Annotated in this window: 19 protein-coding genes, 1 tRNA gene and 1 pseudogene; 8 read left to right on the top strand and 13 right to left on the bottom strand. The window is 58.5% G+C overall.

From position 1 onward, the window contains the following. Positions 1–306 precede the first annotated feature (306 nt). Both gabP and KJF94_RS27985 read right to left on the bottom strand, forming a co-directional pair. The gene (gene gabP / locus KJF94_RS27990) at positions 307–1,698 is read right to left on the bottom strand and encodes a GABA permease (protein ID WP_214380220.1); all 1,392 of its coding nucleotides are present in this window, start codon (positions 1,696–1,698) and stop codon (positions 307–309) included. Positions 1,699–1,865: 167 nt separating this feature from the next. Next, entirely contained in the window at positions 1,866–2,135 is a 270-nt protein-coding gene (locus tag KJF94_RS27985; protein WP_214380219.1) for a hypothetical protein, read from the bottom strand. A gap of 115 nt (positions 2,136–2,250) precedes the next feature. Between KJF94_RS27985 and KJF94_RS27980 the strand changes: the two genes are divergently transcribed. The 7 genes from KJF94_RS27980 to KJF94_RS27950 all read left to right on the top strand — a co-directional run bounded on the left by KJF94_RS27980 (position 2,251) and on the right by KJF94_RS27950 (position 8,198). Further along, positions 2,251–3,024 carry an ABC transporter ATP-binding protein gene (locus KJF94_RS27980; protein WP_007897462.1) on the top strand — a complete coding sequence of 258 codons (774 nt, stop codon included), beginning with the start codon at positions 2,251–2,253 and terminating at the stop codon, positions 3,022–3,024. 13 nt (positions 3,025–3,037) lie between these two features. Then, the gene (locus KJF94_RS27975; RefSeq protein ID WP_214380218.1) at positions 3,038–3,784 is read left to right on the top strand and encodes an ABC transporter substrate-binding protein; all 747 of its coding nucleotides are present in this window, start codon (positions 3,038–3,040) and stop codon (positions 3,782–3,784) included. 78 nt (positions 3,785–3,862) lie between these two features. Next, on the top strand, positions 3,863–4,558 hold the full coding sequence (locus KJF94_RS27970; RefSeq protein ID WP_214380217.1) for an ABC transporter permease: 696 nt from the start codon (positions 3,863–3,865) through the stop codon (positions 4,556–4,558). Then, positions 4,555–5,244: an ABC transporter permease gene (locus KJF94_RS27965; protein ID WP_214380216.1), complete on the top strand. Its 690-nt coding sequence runs from the start codon at positions 4,555–4,557 to the stop codon at positions 5,242–5,244. Before KJF94_RS27970 ends, KJF94_RS27965 begins: the two co-directional genes overlap by 4 nt. Continuing rightward, complete coding sequence (locus KJF94_RS27960) at positions 5,225–6,454, top strand: methyltransferase (RefSeq protein WP_214380215.1); 1,230 nt, start codon at positions 5,225–5,227, stop codon at positions 6,452–6,454. Before KJF94_RS27965 ends, KJF94_RS27960 begins: the two co-directional genes overlap by 20 nt. 298 nt (positions 6,455–6,752) lie before the next feature. After that, on the top strand, positions 6,753–8,003 hold the full coding sequence (locus tag KJF94_RS27955; RefSeq protein WP_214380214.1) for a nucleoside deaminase: 1,251 nt from the start codon (positions 6,753–6,755) through the stop codon (positions 8,001–8,003). 119 nt (positions 8,004–8,122) lie between these two features. Continuing rightward, positions 8,123–8,198 (top strand) — tRNA-Thr (locus KJF94_RS27950). A 180-nt stretch (positions 8,199–8,378) separates the two neighbouring features. Here KJF94_RS27950 and KJF94_RS27945 read toward each other — a convergent pair. Further along, positions 8,379–8,615, bottom strand: a pseudogene (locus tag KJF94_RS27945) (BRCT domain-containing protein); the annotation flags it as partial. Positions 8,616–8,817: 202 nt separating this feature from the next. On the opposite strand from KJF94_RS27945, the gene KJF94_RS27940 reads away from it, so the two are divergent. Continuing rightward, the gene (locus KJF94_RS27940; protein ID WP_214380213.1) at positions 8,818–9,663 is read left to right on the top strand and encodes a class I SAM-dependent methyltransferase; all 846 of its coding nucleotides are present in this window, start codon (positions 8,818–8,820) and stop codon (positions 9,661–9,663) included. Positions 9,664–9,755: 92 nt separating this feature from the next. Here KJF94_RS27940 and KJF94_RS27935 read toward each other — a convergent pair whose 3' ends face one another. From KJF94_RS27935 to KJF94_RS27890, 10 genes are all read right to left on the bottom strand, one after another. Continuing rightward, a complete protein-coding gene (locus KJF94_RS27935; protein ID WP_214380212.1) occupies positions 9,756–10,598 on the bottom strand; it encodes an oxidoreductase in 843 nt (280 codons plus the stop codon). Positions 10,599–10,665: 67 nt separating this feature from the next. Beyond that, entirely contained in the window at positions 10,666–11,376 is a 711-nt protein-coding gene (locus KJF94_RS27930) for an SDR family NAD(P)-dependent oxidoreductase (RefSeq protein ID WP_214380211.1), read from the bottom strand. Between the two features lie 43 nt (positions 11,377–11,419). Then, positions 11,420–12,076, bottom strand: coding sequence for a DsbA family oxidoreductase (locus tag KJF94_RS27925; RefSeq protein WP_214380210.1), 657 nt, complete (start codon positions 12,074–12,076; stop codon positions 11,420–11,422). Next, positions 12,073–12,294 carry a tautomerase family protein gene (locus tag KJF94_RS27920; protein WP_008025002.1) on the bottom strand — a complete coding sequence of 74 codons (222 nt, stop codon included), beginning with the start codon at positions 12,292–12,294 and terminating at the stop codon, positions 12,073–12,075. The genes KJF94_RS27925 and KJF94_RS27920 overlap by 4 nt, the downstream gene beginning before the upstream one ends. Positions 12,295–12,648: 354 nt before the next feature. Beyond that, positions 12,649–13,422: a DeoR/GlpR family DNA-binding transcription regulator gene (locus KJF94_RS27915; RefSeq protein ID WP_214380209.1), complete on the bottom strand. Its 774-nt coding sequence runs from the start codon at positions 13,420–13,422 to the stop codon at positions 12,649–12,651. Positions 13,423–13,477: 55 nt separating this feature from the next. Further along, entirely contained in the window at positions 13,478–14,479 is a 1,002-nt protein-coding gene (gene pdxA, locus KJF94_RS27910; protein WP_214384967.1) for a 4-hydroxythreonine-4-phosphate dehydrogenase PdxA, read from the bottom strand. Positions 14,480–14,484: 5 nt separating this feature from the next. After that, complete coding sequence (locus tag KJF94_RS27905; RefSeq protein ID WP_214380208.1) at positions 14,485–15,765, bottom strand: four-carbon acid sugar kinase family protein; 1,281 nt, start codon at positions 15,763–15,765, stop codon at positions 14,485–14,487. Next, the gene (locus KJF94_RS27900) at positions 15,762–16,775 is read right to left on the bottom strand and encodes a 2-keto-3-deoxygluconate permease (protein ID WP_214380207.1); all 1,014 of its coding nucleotides are present in this window, start codon (positions 16,773–16,775) and stop codon (positions 15,762–15,764) included. Before KJF94_RS27900 ends, KJF94_RS27905 begins: the two co-directional genes overlap by 4 nt. A gap of 263 nt (positions 16,776–17,038) precedes the next feature. After that, the gene (locus KJF94_RS27895) at positions 17,039–17,353 is read right to left on the bottom strand and encodes a type II toxin-antitoxin system YafQ family toxin (RefSeq protein WP_214380206.1); all 315 of its coding nucleotides are present in this window, start codon (positions 17,351–17,353) and stop codon (positions 17,039–17,041) included. Beyond that, positions 17,319–17,609: a type II toxin-antitoxin system RelB/DinJ family antitoxin gene (locus tag KJF94_RS27890; RefSeq protein ID WP_214380205.1), complete on the bottom strand. Its 291-nt coding sequence runs from the start codon at positions 17,607–17,609 to the stop codon at positions 17,319–17,321. The genes KJF94_RS27895 and KJF94_RS27890 overlap by 35 nt, the downstream gene beginning before the upstream one ends. Between the last annotated feature and the right edge of the window lie 277 nt (positions 17,610–17,886).

The following is a 17,886-nucleotide window of genomic DNA, read 5'->3' as shown; positions in this document are numbered from 1 at the left end:
GCTGGCTCGTGACTGCCGCGCAAACGACAGGCGCACGCAAATGCATCTGTGACACGCATCAGATGAGGGAGCAGGCAAAAAAGGGTCGGGGCTTTAGCCAGGAAGGCTGGGGGCGTCGAACAATCCGTGTCCTGAAACTCCATCGCATCCCGCAACAGCGAGATACACATTTGACGGGAAGGCTACTATCTCGACATCATCGTGTCCATCAGAGAGCCCACCGATAAAAACCCTGAATGAAAGCAAAAACGACCGCGATCATTTCTGATGGCGGTCGTTTTCGGGACATCAACAGTGGACGTAAACCTAGCGCGCCACTGCGCCAATCAGCTGTTCATTGCGACGACGGCGAGCCACAAACAACCCGGCAGCCACCACACACAGGCTCAGCAAACCGGTCGCGAGAATTTCTACGCGGTGAGCATCCTGGAACAACATGATGGTCAAGGCCGCGACGATGAAGATGATCACCGCGTAGGTCAGGCCCGGGAACAGCCACATGCTGAAGGCGATTTTTTCACCGCGGGCCACACGCTGTTTGCGCATGCGCAGTTGTGAAATCGCGATCACCAGATACACCAGCAACGCGATGGCGCCGGAGCTGGCCAGCAGGAATTCGAACACTGCAGTCGGTGCCACGTAGTTGGCAAATGTTGCCAGGAACGCTGCGCCCGTGGACAACATCACCGCCCAGTAAGGCGTGCCGCTCTTGTTGGTGCGCGTGGACACGGCCGGCGCATCACCGCGTTTGCCCAGGGAAAACATCATGCGCGACGAGGTGTACAGCGCCGAGTTCAGGCAGCTGGTCACAGCAACCAAAACCACGATGTCGACGATCATCTTGGCATTTGGGATGCCCATGCGTTCAAGCACGGTCTGGTAGGAACCGACGCTGGCCAGTACCGGGTCGTTCCATGGCACCAGGGCCACTACGATGAAGATCGATACGAGGTAGAACAAACCGATCCGCCAGATCACCGAGTTGGTGGCCTTGGAGATTTGCTTGCCAGGGTTTTTCGATTCCGCGGCCGCGATGGTCACGATCTCGGTGCCCATGAAGGAAAACATGGTGGTCAGGATAGCGCCCAGTACCGCGCCCATGCCGTTTGGCAGGAAGCCCTGGGTGTCGAACAGGTGCGAAACGCCGCTCACCTGGCTGTTCGGCAGGAAACCGAAGATCGCCAGAACGCCGAGAACAATGAAGCCGATGATTGCCACGACTTTGAGCAGGGCGAACCAGAACTCGAACTCGCCGTAGTTCTTCACGCTGAACAGGTTAGTGACGGTCAGCAGCATCGTGATGACCAGGGCGAAAGCCCAGATGTCCACGCCAGGGAACCAGGCATGCAGGATGGTTGCGGCGGCGTTGGCCTCCAGCGGGATCACCAGCACCCAGAACCACCAGTACAACCAGCCGATGGTAAAACCGGCCCAGTGACCGATCGCGCGATCGGCGTATGTCGAGAAGGAGCCGGTGTCTGGCGAGGCAACCGCCATTTCACCCAGCATGCGCATCACCAACACCACCAGCATACCGGCGGCGGCGTAGGCCAACAGCACGGCCGGGCCTGCTGCAGCGATTGCGTGGCCCGAGCCAACGAACAGGCCGGCGCCGATAACCCCGGCGATCGACAGCATGGTCACATGACGCGGTTTGAGCCCCTGTTCGAGGCCGTTAGAGCTTTGGGTATTGCTCATTGAAACTACCTTTGTAAGGAAAAGCGAATGCGTGCATCCCGTCGTGAATTCTCTTCTGTAAAAAGAAACCAACGGGGCGTTCCGGAATCTGCACGCAATAATTGCGCCAAAATGTTTCAAAACTCTCTAATCCGGCGATCTCGACCTGACCGGACAGTCATCGCAAGTCATTGAAAATAATGGCACTTCGCCAGAGCGTTACCCTGCGACTCACTTAAGGAACGAATCTGCGCACCGGAAACACACCCAGGAAATGCTCCGCGCACAATAAAAGTGCGGATCAGGAACGTTTGGCCGGTTAGCGCTTCCAACACCCTGCCAAAGCTGGCAACATCGCGCCCTTTTTTACGGGACAGCCGCCCCCCATCTGGTTCAAACGGCTGTTCGGTTGATAGCAGCGCGACAGTCTGCTGTACCGATGCGACAACCTGCCACATGCCACCCGTTTACCGCCCGTAGCGCTGTTGGCTGCCATTCAGACGCTATGCTAGGTTGGCCGCCTCGCCAGGAAGGCCAACCAACAGCAGGAGCGAAACACTATGAGGAACGCACATGGCTGAGGCCACGCCCGCGCTTGAAATCCGCAACTTGCACAAACGCTACGGACAGCTTGAGGTGCTCAAAGGCATCTCGCTGACCGCCCGCGACGGCGATGTGATCTCGATCCTGGGTTCCTCCGGTTCCGGCAAGTCCACGTTCCTGCGTTGCATCAACCTGCTGGAAAACCCGCACCAGGGCCAGATCCTGGTGGCCGGCGAAGAACTCAAACTCAAAGCCGCCAAGAACGGTGAACTGGTCGCGGCCGACGGCAAGCAGATCAATCGCCTGCGCAGCGAGATTGGTTTTGTGTTTCAAAACTTTAATCTGTGGCCGCACATGAGCGTGCTCGACAACATCATCGAAGCGCCGCGCCGGGTGCTCGGTCAGAGCAAGGCCGAAGCCATCGAAGTTGCCGAAGCCTTGCTGGCCAAGGTCGGCATCGCCGACAAGCGTCATGCATACCCGGCGCAACTGTCCGGCGGCCAGCAGCAACGCGCGGCCATCGCCCGCACGCTGGCGATGCAACCCAAGGTGATCCTGTTCGACGAACCCACCTCCGCCCTTGACCCGGAAATGGTCCAGGAAGTACTTAATGTCATCCGCGCACTGGCCGAAGAAGGCCGCACCATGCTGCTGGTCACCCACGAAATGGGGTTCGCCCGTCAGGTGTCCAGCGAAGTGGTGTTCCTCCACCAGGGCCTGGTAGAAGAGCAAGGATCGCCACAGCAGGTGTTCGAAAACCCGCTTTCGGCGCGCTGCAAACAATTCATGTCCAGCAACCGCTAACGGAGCTACCCGCATGCAGAACTACAAAAAGGTCTTCCTGGCAGCCGCCGTCACCCTGGCCTTCAGCGCCGGTGCCATGGCCGAAACCCTGAAGATGGGCATCGAAGCGGCCTACCCGCCGTTCAACAACAAAGATGCCAGTGGCAATGTCGTCGGCTTCGACAAGGAAATCGGCGACGCCCTGTGCGCCAAGATGAAAGTCGAATGCACCGTGGTCACCTCCGACTGGGACGGCATCATCCCGGCCCTCAACGCCAAGAAGTTCGACTTCCTGATCTCCTCGATGTCGATCACCGACGAGCGCAAGCAAGCGGTCGACTTCACCGACCCGTACTACTCGAACAAACTGCAATTCATCGCCAAGAAAGACGTCGACTTCAAAACCGACAAGGATGCGCTGCAGGGCAAAGTGATCGGCGCCCAGCGCGCGACACTGGCCGGCACCTGGCTTGAAGACAACATGCCAGGCGTTGAAACCAAACTCTATGACACCCAGGAAAACGCTTACCTCGACCTGACTTCCGGTCGCCTGGACGGCATCCTGGCGGACAAATACGTCAACTACGAGTGGCTGAAAAGCGACGCTGGCAAACCTTACGAATTCAAAGGCGACCCGGTGGAAGAAAGCGACAAGATCGGTATCGCCGTTCGTAAGAACGACCCGATCCGCGAGAAGCTCAACGCCGCGCTGAAAGAAATCGTTGCTGACGGCACCTACAAGAAGATCAACGACAAGTACTTCCCGTTCAGCATCTATTGATTCTGACCTGCCTGACTGGCGCCGTTCGCTGACGGTGCCAGTCTCTGGCATTGCCTGCCGCGATTTGAAAAGAAATCCATGATTATCGACCTCTACGGATTCGGCCCGGCGCTCGCCGCTGGCGCGCTGATGACTGTGAAACTGGCACTCTCGGCCCTGTGTCTCGGGCTGGTGCTCGGTTTGCTCGGCGCCTTGGCCAAGACTTCCCCGTACAAGCCGCTGCAATGGCTTGGCGGCACTTATTCGACACTGGTTCGCGGCATCCCGGAATTGCTCTGGGTGCTGTTGATCTACTTCGGCACGGTCAACCTGATGCGTGCCCTCGGCGAGTTTTTCGGCAACCCCGACCTCGAACTCAATGCCTTCGCCGCCGGCGTGATTGCGCTGGGCCTGTGCTTTGGCGCCTACGCCACGGAAGTGTTTCGGGGCGCGATCCTCGCCATTCCCAAAGGTCACCGTGAGGCAGGCGTGGCATTGGGCCTGTCGAAATTGCGCATCTTCACCCGCCTGATCATGCCGCAGATGTGGCGTATCGCCCTGCCCGGCCTGGGTAACCTGTTCATGATCCTGATGAAAGACACCGCGCTGGTGTCGGTCATCGGCCTGGAAGAAATCATGCGTCACGCGCAAATCGGCGTGACCGTGTCCAAGCAGCCGTTCACCTTCTATATGGTCGCGGCATTCATGTACCTGGGCCTGACGATTCTCGCCATGACCGGCATGCACTTCATGGAAAAACGCGCCGCTCGCGGCTTCGCGAGGAGCACCCAATGAACTGGGAAGTCATCATCAAGTGGCTACCGAAACTGGCCCAGGGCGCGACGCTGACCCTGGAACTGGTCGCCATCGCCGTGATCGCCGGTCTGTTGCTGGCAATTCCGCTGGGCATCGCGCGCTCGTCGCGCCTGTGGTGGGTGCGCGCATTCCCCTACGGCTACATCTTCTTTTTCCGTGGCACGCCGTTGCTGGTTCAGCTGTTTTTGGTCTACTACGGCCTGGCGCAGTTCGATGCGATCCGTAACAGCTCGATGTGGCCATACCTGCGCAATCCGTTCTGGTGCGCCACGGCGACCATGACGCTGCACACGGCGGCCTACATCGCCGAGATCCTGCGCGGTGCGATTCAGGCGATTCCACCGGGCGAGATCGAAGCGGCGCGGGCGCTGGGCATGTCCCGGGCCAAGGCGCTGTTCTACATCATCCTTCCCCGTGCCGCGCGCATCGGCCTGCCGGCCTACAGTAACGAAGTGATCCTGATGCTCAAGGCCAGTGCCCTGGCCAGCACCGTGACCCTGCTGGAACTGACCGGCATGGCCCGCACCATCATTGCCCGGACGTATCTGCCGGTGGAGATCTTCTTCGCCGCGGGCATGTTCTACCTGCTGATGGCTTACGTGCTGGTTCGCGGCTTCAAGCTGCTGGAGCGCTGGTTGCGCGTCGATGCCTGCCAAGGGCGTTGATTCCCGCGTGCTGACGGGCGAGGACCTGCTCGCCCGTTTCATGGCGCTGGATGCTTTTCTGATCGAGCATCAGGCGCTGTGGAAGCCTCGACCGTTTACTCATCTGAAGCTTCCTTGGGAAGCGTCCTACCCGGAGTTGGCTTTATGGCTACGCGGGCGGTCGCTGGAAGATGCGGAAACCAGTCATAACCAACCTTGTCTGCTGGATGCGCCGGAGCCGTTTGCTTCGTTGGCGGCGTTGTCCCTTGAACTGGGATCTGTGGGCGAGCTGCCGGCTCATGCGCTGGAGACGGCCGGACATCGCTTGAATGTCGATGTGCCGGGGCGCAAGTGGCAGCAGATCGAGGCGTTTGCCAGTCGGTTGTCGTTTGCGGTGCCGTCGAAGCATTGGCTGGATTGGTGTTCGGGCAAAGGTCACTTGGGTCGACGGTTGCTGCAACCCGGTCAATTGCTCACTTGTCTTGAGCACGATCCAGCATTGGTCCTCAGTGGCCAGATACTCAGCCAGCGTCATCAATTGCATGCGCTGCATGTCGAGCAGGATGTACTCGCGCCTGGCGCCGCCTCTTTGTTGAACGCCGATCACACGCCTGTCGCGCTGCACGCCTGTGGCGATCTGCATGTGCGGTTGATCCAGCTCGCCAGCGCCGCCGGCTGCAAGCAAATGGCTGTTGCGCCGTGTTGCTATAACAGGATCAGTCTTCCTGCGTACCAGCCAGTTTCCTCGGTCGGTTCGCGCTCCGACCTACAGCTTTCACTCGACGATCTTTCACTACCGATGAGCGAAACCGTCACTGCGGGCGCCCGCGTCCGACGTCAGCGTGACACCTCCATGGCCCGGCGCCTGGCGTTCGACCTGCTGCAACGACAACTGCGCGGCGTTGATGAATACCTGCCCACGCCTTCACTGCCAAGCACTTGGCTGGACAGATCCTTCGCCGATTACTGCCACCATTTGGCCGCACTTAAAGAGTTATCCACAATCGGCTCGCAGGATTGGCCAGCGCTCGAAGCCGCCGGCTGGCAACGACTGGCAGAGGTTCGCAACCTGGAGCTGCTACGCGGAATTTTCCGACGCCCGTTGGAGCTATGGCTGAACCTTGATCGAGCACTTTTTCTCGCCGAGCAGGGTTACACCGTTCGACTCGGCACTTTTTGTGAAACCCCACTCACGCCGCGTAATTTCCTGTTGCTGGCGGAACGTGCCTAAACAGCCACAGCCTGTGGATAACTCTGTTGATGAAATATCGTGGATCCAATATCTACGCCTGTTTCAGGGCTGAAACTAAACTGTTCAATTTTCGTACACCCGAATAAAAAACCGGAAAAACAGGCATTTGCGAGAAAATGAGAATGGATCCACATTTTCGATCTTAACCGCGTGCACCGAACGCCCCGTTGTGCATAAGCATTAAGCCAAAAGAACATAAACGACCTGGAAATCCTCGACTATCTTTGCCAAGCGTCAGAATTCTCTGATGTCAGGGACAGCAAGGAGCTGGGAAAACATGAGCACATTGAACAGTGCACAGGAAGCCGTCGATACCGTCGCCAACGAAGCCATTTACGCTGCACTGCAGCAAACTTTCGCGGTGGGCGGCGCCATCATCAACAACGCAACGGGCGAGGTCATCGCCGCATTGCACAACAATGTTCTGATGCCTTTTCCTGGCGGTGGCACCACCTACTTTCTACCCCATGACCCGACCGCACACGGCGAGCGACAGCTGGTGGACTGGTACTACGAAAACGTTGCGCCACTGAACCTGCCACCGCCCAGCCAACTGACCGTCGTCACCACGCTCGACCCATGCGCCATGTGCGCCGGTTCGCTACTGACCGCAGGATTCAACGTCGCCGTCAGTGCGATCGATGACTACGCGGGCATCAACTACAACAGCCAGTTCAACTTTCCGTCACTGCCGCCGAAAATCCGCCAGCAGGCGCAGGACACTTGGGGTTATTACGCCATTGCAGCGCCGGTCAGCCGCGCCTATCAGGGCTCGAACAGTCCTGTTTTTGCCAACCAAACGATCGACTCGGCAGCGTACTTCCTCTGCAGTTCGATCTTCTCCGCCAGCGTCAACACCGTGCGCGAGGCCAGCAACAACAGCGGTCTGCCACCGGATCAATTAAAAAACCCGGCCACCCTGCCGGCCAACAGCAAAGTGCGCCAGGCACTCACGGCGCTCAGTCCGTTTGCACTGACCGTGCAATCGAAGAACCCGCGCGATCCCGGCGCAGAACTGGCCCCGCCGCTGCTGAAAACTGCGCAACCCAACCCGAAAACCCCGGTATTCAACTCAGTGGCGCTGATCGATCCGTTCGGTAATTTGCTGGTGTGTCTGGGTGGCGCCGAGAAGGAGTCGCCGATTCGTACAGCGTTCATGGAAACGACCCGCGGCTACGCAGTCATGCGCTGGACCCTGATGAACGACCCCGACCCGGCCGTACGCACCGAAGCCGCGCAATACCTGACGCATCCGAAATACGGCACCTTCGTCTTCCTCTACGCCCCCGACCCAACAACGCCGCAAGCCGTGATGACCTTCGGTGCGTACGGCTCGACCATGGAAGGCCCCGTGCCGCAGAGCTATCCGTCCAACCTGCAATACGTGTTGCTGCCGGGCAATACCACTCCGCAAGCGTTGTCGACACTGGCCCAGAACCTGCCGCCGTTCTACACCCAAAGCGTGCAAGTGGCACCTGCGCAGGTGCTGAGCCAGGACTTGATCAACGCGGTCAAAAACGGCGTGTAATGCTTCGCTGACCAGCTCCGCAGAAGCGTCCGCGGGGCTGGCCTGACACCCGCGCAAAAATAGTCTGAATTCAGGGGTTTACAGAACCAACCCAATCGCTATAATCGTCGCCCTAACACGCCGGTATAGCTCAGTTGGTAGAGCAACTGACTTGTAATCAGTAGGTCCCGGGTTCGACTCCTGGTGCCGGCACCATACAAAACAAAGCCCTCGTAGAAATACGAGGGCTTTGTTGTTTCTGGAACGTCCACTCTTTGTTCACACACTGAGATCCGTGGGAGCGAGCCTGCTCGCGATGACGCCGTCAAACCCACCAACGATCTGCCGGCCAAGACAAAGGGCTAACTTCCCCAGAAAACTACAAACGAAGCAACCTCAAGCAAATAGCATCCTTTGCCAATGATCCTCACTCACAATGGCAATCGAAGCTCCCGCCTCCCGCAACTCCACTGCCTTCATGATCTTCGTTCCATAATTACTGTGGCGCCACTGCTCATTACCCACGCTACCGACCACCAGGTAATGCACCTTCCTACTCACGCCGCCCCCAATCAAACCACCTCGTTCTTCGACCAGCGCCTGACAATCCTTACGCGGACCAAAGGCCAAGATGATGGACATCTATGACCACCGGTTCCACTGGTTTCACCATCTGCGGACCAGCTTCAGGGCTTTCCTTGCGCCTCTGCGGCGCCACAGGTGGGCAATTGGCCGAGGGTGAAATTGCTGGTAGTCTCTCGCGACCACTTGTATCGACGCTGATACATAAGCATGCCATTTCAGTATTAACGCCCCAAGGATTTAGGACGGCTATATGAAAGATGCGCTTATTTGTTTGAAAAGTGATCTCAAGTTTTTTGTAAAGAACACTGCAGCAAATTTTCTAGGTGTCGAGATTCGCCGGGCGAAGCCAAAAACTTCCCATGCGCAAAGTAAAGTTCCAAAAAACGCGATCAAGAAGCTGATCAAGGATAAGGGCTTTGCCGTCATCGACGGACAGGCATCGTGGTTCTATACAGCATATGAGCGAGGCGACCATGACCCGCTCACGAACTTTGCTCTCGACTACATCATCAAAGGATTCAAAAAAGACTCCCGCATCCTAGTGACAGGCTGTGGCACGGGAATCATGGCGCTCCATCTTGAAGACCAAGGGTTCCAGCATGTCAGTGGCTTCGACTATCTGGATGAGTGTGTTGATGTCGCCAATTCGATTGCCAAGATGGGGAGTTACAAAGCTGACTTCTACCAGGCTGATGGATTCGCTCCCACCTTCAAACACGAAGGCTATGACGTAATTACCGCCATGCACTGGGTTTTCTCTGCCTGGATGGGTAACTACGGAAACGAGCAATTGCACTCCGGAATCACTTCCGACGAACTTCGGGAAAAGCTGCTAACAGAGTTTCTTTCACCTTATGCCAGCAAGTTGAACACTGGCGGCGTGATCATTGTGGAATTGACCGATGCCGTATCCGACTACCGCATTTCGACTGACCACTTCATGGGTGACTACTCTCTGAAGATCTACCCGATCCGCCATACCCCGAACCAGGTCGAGAAGTGCGCTTCCAGTGTTGGCCTGAAAGTGATTCAAAAGAACCTCAGTGTCAGCTACGGGCATCACCCGCGAACGCAATACATCCTTCAACGAGTCTGACCGCCGACATAGTCAGAGAGGGGTTCCCGACGAGGAGCCCTTTTTCTCTTGGCCCTAATACCCGTTTGATTTTACACGCGACGAGGTTTCGATCAGTCGAACTCCGTCGACGCAGAAAGGTCCTCCCAAGCATCAATCTCCGCCTGAAGCCGCGCAATTTTTTCCCGCACCAATCTCACCGCATCCTTACCCAGTAACAAATGAACCGGCGGTTTCTCAGCCGCCACCAGGGTCAGCAATGCCTGCGCCGCCTTGCGCGGATCCCCCGCCTGCCTACCACTCTTCTCTTCACGCGCCTTACGCACCGGATCAAACACCGAGTCGTATTCACTAAAAGCGCGACCCGACCGAATCATCGAGCGCCCCGCCCACTCAGTACGAAACGAGCCCGGCGCCACAGCCGTCACGTGGATACCCAAACTTTCCACTTCCTTGGCCAACGCTTCACTCACACCTTCAAGGGCGAATTTGCTGCCGCTGTAGTAAGCGATACCCGGCAAAGTGATGAAGCCCGCCATGGAGGTAATGTTGACGATGTGCCCGCTACGCTGCTCACGCATGCCGGGCAGAACCGCCTTGATCATGGCGACCGCGCCAAACACGTTAACGTCGAACTGGCGCTGCATTTCCGCCAACGGCGACTCTTCGAGAATCCCCTCATGACCATAACCGGCGTTGTTCACCAACACGTCGATCCGACCCACTTCGCGCAGGATCTCGGCCACCAACGGCTCTATCGCCGGGTAATCGGTGACGTCGAGCACGAATGCCTTGGCGCGATGGGCGTCCAGCGCTTCGAACGCAGCACGCTCGGATTCGCGCCGGACCGTCCCCACCACCGTATGCCCCGCCGCCAGCGCTGCTTGCGAAAACGCCAGTCCGAAGCCGGAACTGACCCCGGTAATCAGGAAAACCTTGTGAACGAGGGTGTTCATGGTGCGCTCTCCAAATGAAAACGCCGTCGATAGTGATCGACGGCGTTGCGGACAATCAGGTCAGGTCTTAGTGACCGGCGCTCTGCCCACCATCCACGTGCAGGATTTCGCCAGTGACAAAGTTGGCGCTGTCCAGGTACACAACAGCCTGAGCAATGTCGCTGATTTCGCCCATGTGCCCGACCGGGTGCAGAGCGCCCAGCGCTGCGTGGGTTTCTTCACCGTGCATCGGGGTTTTGATGATGCCTGGGGAAACCGCGTTCACCCGAATCCCGCGCTTGGCGTATTCGATGGCCAGGGATTTGGTTGCCGCGTTCAGGCCACCTTTGGTCAGCGAGGCCAATACCGATGGCACGCCGTCGATGGCGTGGTCGACCAGGCTGGTGGTGATGTTGACGACGTGGCCGCTGCCGTTCTTTTCCATCTCGGTGATTGCGAGTTGGGTGATGTAGAAGAAGCCGTTCAGGTTCACCGACAACACATTCGCGTAGTCTTCAGCGGTGTACTGAGTGAACGGTTTGGCGACGAAGATACCGGCATTGTTGATCAGGGTGTCGACGCGGCCGAAACGTGCGATGGCTTCACGGATGACTTTTTGAGCGACTTCCGGGTTGCCGATGTCGCCGGCCACGGTGAGGATGTCCGGATCGGTGGACGGCTTGATCGAACGCGAAGTGGCGACGACTTTGTAATCCAGATCACGGAATGCCTTGACCATGCCTGCGCCGAGACCTTGGGAGGCGCCAGTGATAACGATGACTTTTTTCGAATTGCTCATGATGAACCTCTACTGATAAATGATGGTTTGAAAAAGTAATGAATCAGGCTTCGGCGGGTTCCTTCGCCATTTGTCTCAACATCTGTTCGTAGTACTCGACCGACTGTGAACCGGACACCAGGTGACGACCGTTAAGGATCATGGCCGGTACCGAGTTGATGCCGCGCTGCTGGTAAAACGCTTCGAGTTCACGCACTTCTTTGGCGAACGCACCGGACGTCAACACCTCTTGAGCCGCGGCCGCATCCAGTCCCGCTTCCGCTGCCAGTCGAACCAGCGTCTCGCGATCGCTCGGGTTCTGGCCGTCAGTGAAGTAACCGCGCAGCAGGATCTTCTTCAGTGCAACCTGCCGCCCTTCCTGCAACGCCCACAACAGCAATCGATGCGCATCAAACGTGTTGTAGAAGTGGCTGCGCTTCTCCAGATCGAAGGTAAAGCCAATGGCCTCGCCGCGAGCGATCTGCATGGCCTTACCAGCGGCGACGTCCTCGGCAGTGCGGCCGTATTTACGCATCAAATGCTCGACGGCTTTCTCGCCTTCCGGCGGCATGTTCGGGTTCAACTCGAAGGGCTTGTAGGTCAGCTCCACCGAGACTTCACCGGCCACGTTCGCGATCGCTTGCTCTAACGCCGTCGCGCCCAATGCACACCAAGGGCACACCACGTCGGAAATGAAATCGATGGAGACCGATGCAGTCACGACTTGCCCTCCTTCTCAGCCAGTTGCTTGCGGTACTGGGTGGTGGTGATGCCGGCGTAACCCCAGTTATCGGTGTCGACTTCTTCGATCACGATGTGGGTCAGGTGCGGGTCCTTCTTGAGGACACGTTCCAGTGTTTCAGTGATTTCAGCGATCACCTGAGCTTTCTGCTCAGAGGTAACGCCATCGCGGGTAATGCGTACGCTTACGAAAGGCATGAGGAAGATCTCCAGTGACCTGCTCATCGGGATGATGGGTAGGTGTTGGAGCTCAATGTAGGAGTTTAGGGGTGGGGATAAAGGTGGGGGCGGGAACATCATTCGTTACGTGGTGTAATGCATGACTCCACAACGCGTCGCAATTTTTCACTTTTTGCGACACGTCTTGTGAATATGTCGCTGCGGACGACATGTTGGCGATAAGTGTTACCGAAATTGGATTTTGGCGACATAAGGCAGTCGCGGGGAGATTGTTGCTATCGCTCAGGAGCACGAAAATAGCGTTGGCTGTCAGATTCTGGGGCCGCTACGCAGCCCAGCGCGAGCAAGCTCGCTCGCCACAGGGGTGCGCAATTATCCGACGATCACGGTTTCCACGGTGATTTGCTTGAGGGCATGGAATGGTGCAAGTGCAGCTTCATCGGCAGTGGCACCGGTGATCAACCGCCACTCTCGCTCAATCGGCGTCCAGTGTTGCTGGCGGGCGCGGCCGAGTTTGTCGGTGTCGGCAAGTACGACGATTTGCGCCGCCCGTTTGATGATGCATTCCTTGAGATACGCCTGCTGCGCGCTCGCTTCACACAAACCAAATTCCGCAACCACGCCATCCGCACCGAGGAAGGCCTTGTCGACACTCAACCGACTCAACGTCAGCTCGGCCAACGGCCCCAGCGTGCTCATGCTCGAACCGCGCAAATCTCCGCCGATCAAGGTCAGCCGAATACCCGGCGCATTGGCCAGGGTCATTACGGCGAGCAAGTTATTGGTGACCACATGCACGTCTTGTCGCGAGCACAAATGATGGGCCAATGCGGCGCAGGTAGTGCCGCCGTCGAGCAGGACGGTATCGCCATCCTGGACATGCGCCGCCGCAGCTTGGGCGATGGCGTCTTTCTGTTCCCACTGAGACGTCTTGCGTTCTTCGAGGGAGGCTTCCGGCTCATGAACACCGACAACGGCGGTGGCGCCGCCATAGGTGCGCACCAGGTGTCGCTGTTTGGCGAGCATGGTGAGGTCGCGTCGCACCGTCGCTTCCGAAACCCCGAGCGCCGCGCTCAATTGCTCGACGTTGGCATCGCCAATGCGTACGAGGTCGAGGATGGCGCGGTGGCGTTCGGAGGCTTTCATGGCGGGTCTCGTGTGGTGGACGGTGGTCGATCTTACACGACAGCGCCCGTGCGGCTCATCCCCGTCGCGTGGCCAACTCTGCACCCTGGCGCAGCGCTTCGAGCAGGCTGCGTTCATCGGCGATGCCTTTGCCGGCGATGTCGAACGCGGTGCCGTGGTCGACCGAGGTGCGGATCACGTCGAGGCCTACCGTGACATTCACGCCTGCTTCAAGACCGAGCACTTTGACCGGGCCGTGGCCCTGGTCGTGATACATCGCGACCACCAGATCGAAGTCGCCGCGGCCGGCGCGGAAGAACAGTGTGTCGGCCGGCAACGGACCGGTGACGTCGAGGCCGCGTTCCTGCAGCAGCTTCACCGCCGGGATAATTTTTTCTTCCTCTTCGCCATAACCGAACAGGCCGTTTTCACCGGCATGCGGGTTGATCCCGCACACGCCGATGCGTGGTCTGGCAATGCCGGCCTTGATCAACGTCGCGTTGCCACGCTCGATGGTGCGCTGGACCAGGCCCGGCTCAATCTTGCGGATCGCGTCGATGATGCCGATGTGGGTCGTGACGTGAATCACCCGCAGCTGCGGCGCCACCAGCATCATCGACACTTCGTCGACGTTGGTCAGGTGTGCGAGCATTTCGGTGTGGCCGGGGTACTTATGGCCGCCGGCGTGCAACGCTTCCTTGTTGAGTGGCGCGGTGCAAATGGCATCAATCTGGCTAGCCTCGGCGAGTTGCACCGCACGGGCGATGTACTGGTAGGCGGCGTCACCGGCGATGGGCGACAGCTCGCCGAACGGCAGGTCGTCGGGGATCAGGTCGAGGTCGATGCAGTCGATGATGCCGGCCTCGTACCGCGCCTCGGAGGCGTCCTTGATGCGGCGCACTTTGGCGCTGCCGCCAACGATGACATTCGCCTGTTCGAGACGGCGCGCATCACCAATCACCAGCGGTCGGCATTGCTGGTAGACGATGTCGTGAGTCAGGCTCTTGACGATGATTTCCGGACCGACACCCGAGGCGTCGCCCATGGTGATGCCGATGATGGGCAGGTAGTTGCTCATAATGTTCATTCGAGTCCTTGGATTCGTGTGCGTTGGGGCGGGGAGCGATCGGCGCTGTCGCTCAAGTGTTGCCATGCCGCATACAAGGCGTTATCTGTGCCGAACGCGCCGGCCTTGGTCACAATGCCGGGGCGATGGCCTTGCCGGGAAACAGTTGGCCGAGCGAAGGCAACCCCGGCTTCGATTTCGGTGAGTAGTTGCAGGCTGTCGATGCCGACGGTGGTCAATATGGCCCGTGCCGTCTCGCCGCCCGTGGCGATCAGACCGCCGACCTTGGCGAAGTGCGGCTCGACTAATATGGCCAGCATGGTCGAGAGTTGTGCGCCTTCCTGCGGATCGAACGCCTCATCGCGACCGATGCGCAGCAACAGGTCACTCCAGCCGTCCAGTTGCTCGCCGATCCGCGCTTGCCACATCGCCCAGTCGCCATGGGTTGTGCCTTGGCGAAGGACCTGGGGCGGGACGACCAGTTCGCTGACGCCGCCACGTTCCTTGAGTAGCGCGCATTGCCGCTCGCAGACGACGGAGAGGCTGCCGACGAGGATCAGAATCGGCGCCTGGCTTTTTTCCTGCGCGGTCGGTTCGATGGCCGTGAGCCGTGCTTCGGAGAAATCAGCAAGACTGGCAATCTCCCGCGCGAGACCTCCCGAACCGATCCAGAACAGCGGCTGATCCATCGACGCGGTCAGGCGAGCGAGGGTCAGCAGATCGTCTTCGGTTTGCGCATCGACAATCAGCGCTTGTGTGCCGCTGCGGGCGACTTCTGCGATGTGGTGCGCGAGCGCATTTTCGTTGCCGCGCAAGGTGTCGAGGTCCAGCTTCGCGGTGCTCAGGCCAGCGGCGATGAGCATCGCTTCGACGTCGGCCGGACGATCAGAGTTTTCCAGTTTCCAGGTGTCGGTGGTTTCCAGCGGCTGGCCGTTCACGAACACCCGACCGCCGCGCAGCGTGCGCCCCGTAGCGGGGAACGCCGGGGCGACGATGGCCAGGCCGGCCAAGGGTTGCAAGGCGGCGACTTCCGCCGCCCAGTTGCCGCGCAAGGTCGAATCGATTTTCTTGTACAGCCGCTGCCCCGGCTGATGCAGCGCCTTGAATGCAGCGACGGTGCGCTCGGCGGCCCGCTCAGGTGACAGGCGCCGAGTGTCCGTATCGGCGGCAATCACCTGAGCATCGGCCTTGTCGTTCAAGGGATCGAGCGTGACGACCGTTTGCATTCCCACGCTCGCAAAGCCGATGGCGCAATCCGCCGCGCCGGACAGATCATCCGCGATGATCAGAATCCTCATCGCAACGCCTCCTGCTTTTGAGGTTCGATCTCCTGCTCAGGGATGACGACGGGGTTGCGCTGTTGCACGCGCTTGGCGACGGCGGCGGTGAGCAGCGGGGCGAGGATCGCGGTGACCACGACGCAGGCGGCTACCAATATGGTCGCGCTCTTGGCGGCTTCGGCGTAAACCGGATTGGCCGCTGCGATCAGCGCCGGAACCGCTGCGGCGTTCCCGGCGGTGGTGGCCGCAGCGACACCGGCGACACCCGTGCCACCGGTCAGGCGATCGGCGAAGAACAGCGGAATGCCAGTCAGCACAACGACCGCAACACCCATGCCGAGACCCAGCAAACCGGCCTGCCAGACGTTATGCAAGTCCAGGCTCGCGCCCAGTGCCAGGGCGAAGAACGGGATCATCACCGGAACGGCTTTGGCCAGGAAGTCACGCATGTCACGGTCGAGATTGCCCAACAACATGCCCAGCGCCAGCGGCAGAATGCTGCCCACCAGCGTCGGCCACGGGAACGCCGACAGACCGGCGATGCCCAGGGTGACCATGGTCAGAAAAGGCCCGGACTCCAGGGACATGACCGAGTAGGCACCGACGTCTTCGGACCGACCGTACTGACCCATCAGCGCCATGTACAAACCGCCGTTGGTGTCGTTCATCGCCGCGACCACCGCCAGCGTCGAGATGCCGGCGAACAGGCCTGACGAAATCGGCTGCTCACCCAGGAAATGCCCGAGCACGATACCGATCAGCACGGCGATACCAACTTTAGTGATGAGCAGCGTGCCGCCCTTCTTGAGCAAGTAAGGCGTGGCTTTGATGTTGATGCTCGCGCCCATGCACACATAGAACACCGCGAGAATAGGCAACGCTCCGGTGAACAGCGCGTTGGTGAAAGAGCCGAAGAACTTGGGCGTGTCAGGCATGAAGGTGGCGACCAGCGAACCGATCAGCAGAGGCACGATCATCATGCCGCCCGGGATGCGTTCTATGGTGCGCTTGATAGGAATCTGGGCCACGAGGGTCTCCTTTTATAATTGTTGGGTAAGACGTGTTTCACCTCGAAACTGACTGAACTGATCAGGCAATGATTGATTCAGTCAAATTTATCTTATGCCCTCGTTATAAAATGCGCAAACCAATCATTTCGAATGCTCGTTTCGATCATTTGAAGTGGTGAAGCTCGGCGCGCAAGTGACTTCAGTCGTCGTGATACGCAGACTAGAGCCTTGCAGCGCACACAAAAAAGCCCCGAACCAGTCGGGGCTTATCTTTAGAGACGCTACTTGAACAGCTCTGAATGACTTCCGAGATCGACAAATGTGATTAGATCGGAGCGCGTGTGCTCGTAAATCATCAAGAAATCACCGCCTATATGACACTCTCGAAAACCAGTCCACTCACCCGTCAGCGCATGGTCCAAGTATTCCGGTGGCAGCGGTTCACCCAGAAACAGCATGACCATCACTTGGCGAACTTCATTCATGTCACGGCGCTCGGCACGCTTGTAACGCTCCCAAGACTTCTTGAATTCTGACGTTTGCGCGCACTGCCTGGGTAGCTCAGCGCGCTTCTGCTTTTTCTCCGGTTTCGCCATCAGCGTCCCTCAGCAAGTCGTCTATCGAGTCGAACCGCTGGCGAATCTCACGTGCTTCCCTCATGGCGCGAGCCGTTTTTTCCGAAGGTACGCGTACCTCAAACGGGAGGCCCTGAGTCGCTACGACCTGACGAAGAAAAAGCCGCATCGCATCACTGATACTCAGGCCGCAAGCGCTCAAAACTTCAGTAGCACGCGCTTTCAAATCCTCATCAATGCGACAACGCACGTCGGTGGTCTTCAGCAATGCACTCATGGTAATGACCTCATCTTAAATTTGTAGCTACATTGGCGCTACCTCAAGCATTGTGGTTGAACAGGCAATTGGGGGTCAACTTCAGCGTGATGGACGGCTCCAACGTTTGAGGAGCGGTGACACTCAACTGAATTTCTCGTCCGGTATTTCAATCGATTAAACCTGTGATGAATATCAGTCTGTTCCCCTTCGGTACTGGGAACTGTCCTGGTCCAATGCAGGAAATAGCCGAAGAGCCTGAACGCTGATTCGTAGGCGAAAAAAAGCCCCGAACCAG

It is taken from the genome of Pseudomonas hormoni (assembly GCF_018502625.1).
Classification (GTDB): domain Bacteria; phylum Pseudomonadota; class Gammaproteobacteria; order Pseudomonadales; family Pseudomonadaceae; genus Aquipseudomonas; species Aquipseudomonas hormoni.
The sequence above is the reverse complement of the archived record's forward strand: the minus strand, read 5'-3'. Positions and strand labels throughout refer to the sequence as shown.

What these genes read in the sequence shown, in the direction of transcription:
- KJF94_RS27980 (WP_007897462.1), top strand. Translation starts at nt 2,251, where the DNA reads ATGGCTGAGGCCACGCCCGCGCTTGAAATCCGCAACTTGCACAAACGC.
- KJF94_RS27890 (WP_214380205.1), bottom strand. Translation starts at nt 17,609, where the DNA reads ATGAGTGCATTGCTGAAGACCACCGACGTGCGTTGTCGCATTGATGAG.
- KJF94_RS27975 (WP_214380218.1), top strand. Translation starts at nt 3,038, where the DNA reads ATGCAGAACTACAAAAAGGTCTTCCTGGCAGCCGCCGTCACCCTGGCC.
- KJF94_RS27940 (WP_214380213.1), top strand. Translation starts at nt 8,818, where the DNA reads ATGAAAGATGCGCTTATTTGTTTGAAAAGTGATCTCAAGTTTTTTGTA.
- gabP (WP_214380220.1), bottom strand. Translation starts at nt 1,698, where the DNA reads ATGAGCAATACCCAAAGCTCTAACGGCCTCGAACAGGGGCTCAAACCG.
- pdxA (WP_214384967.1), bottom strand. Translation starts at nt 14,479, where the DNA reads ATGAGCAACTACCTGCCCATCATCGGCATCACCATGGGCGACGCCTCG.
- KJF94_RS27985 (WP_214380219.1), bottom strand. Translation starts at nt 2,135, where the DNA reads ATGTGGCAGGTTGTCGCATCGGTACAGCAGACTGTCGCGCTGCTATCA.
- KJF94_RS27965 (WP_214380216.1), top strand. Translation starts at nt 4,555, where the DNA reads ATGAACTGGGAAGTCATCATCAAGTGGCTACCGAAACTGGCCCAGGGC.
- KJF94_RS27935 (WP_214380212.1), bottom strand. Translation starts at nt 10,598, where the DNA reads ATGAACACCCTCGTTCACAAGGTTTTCCTGATTACCGGGGTCAGTTCC.
- KJF94_RS27960 (WP_214380215.1), top strand. Translation starts at nt 5,225, where the DNA reads ATGCCTGCCAAGGGCGTTGATTCCCGCGTGCTGACGGGCGAGGACCTG.
- KJF94_RS27895 (WP_214380206.1), bottom strand. Translation starts at nt 17,353, where the DNA reads ATGGCGAAACCGGAGAAAAAGCAGAAGCGCGCTGAGCTACCCAGGCAG.
- KJF94_RS27905 (WP_214380208.1), bottom strand. Translation starts at nt 15,765, where the DNA reads ATGAGGATTCTGATCATCGCGGATGATCTGTCCGGCGCGGCGGATTGC.
- KJF94_RS27955 (WP_214380214.1), top strand. Translation starts at nt 6,753, where the DNA reads ATGAGCACATTGAACAGTGCACAGGAAGCCGTCGATACCGTCGCCAAC.
- KJF94_RS27920 (WP_008025002.1), bottom strand. Translation starts at nt 12,294, where the DNA reads ATGCCTTTCGTAAGCGTACGCATTACCCGCGATGGCGTTACCTCTGAG.
- KJF94_RS27970 (WP_214380217.1), top strand. Translation starts at nt 3,863, where the DNA reads ATGATTATCGACCTCTACGGATTCGGCCCGGCGCTCGCCGCTGGCGCG.
- KJF94_RS27915 (WP_214380209.1), bottom strand. Translation starts at nt 13,422, where the DNA reads ATGAAAGCCTCCGAACGCCACCGCGCCATCCTCGACCTCGTACGCATT.
- KJF94_RS27930 (WP_214380211.1), bottom strand. Translation starts at nt 11,376, where the DNA reads ATGAGCAATTCGAAAAAAGTCATCGTTATCACTGGCGCCTCCCAAGGT.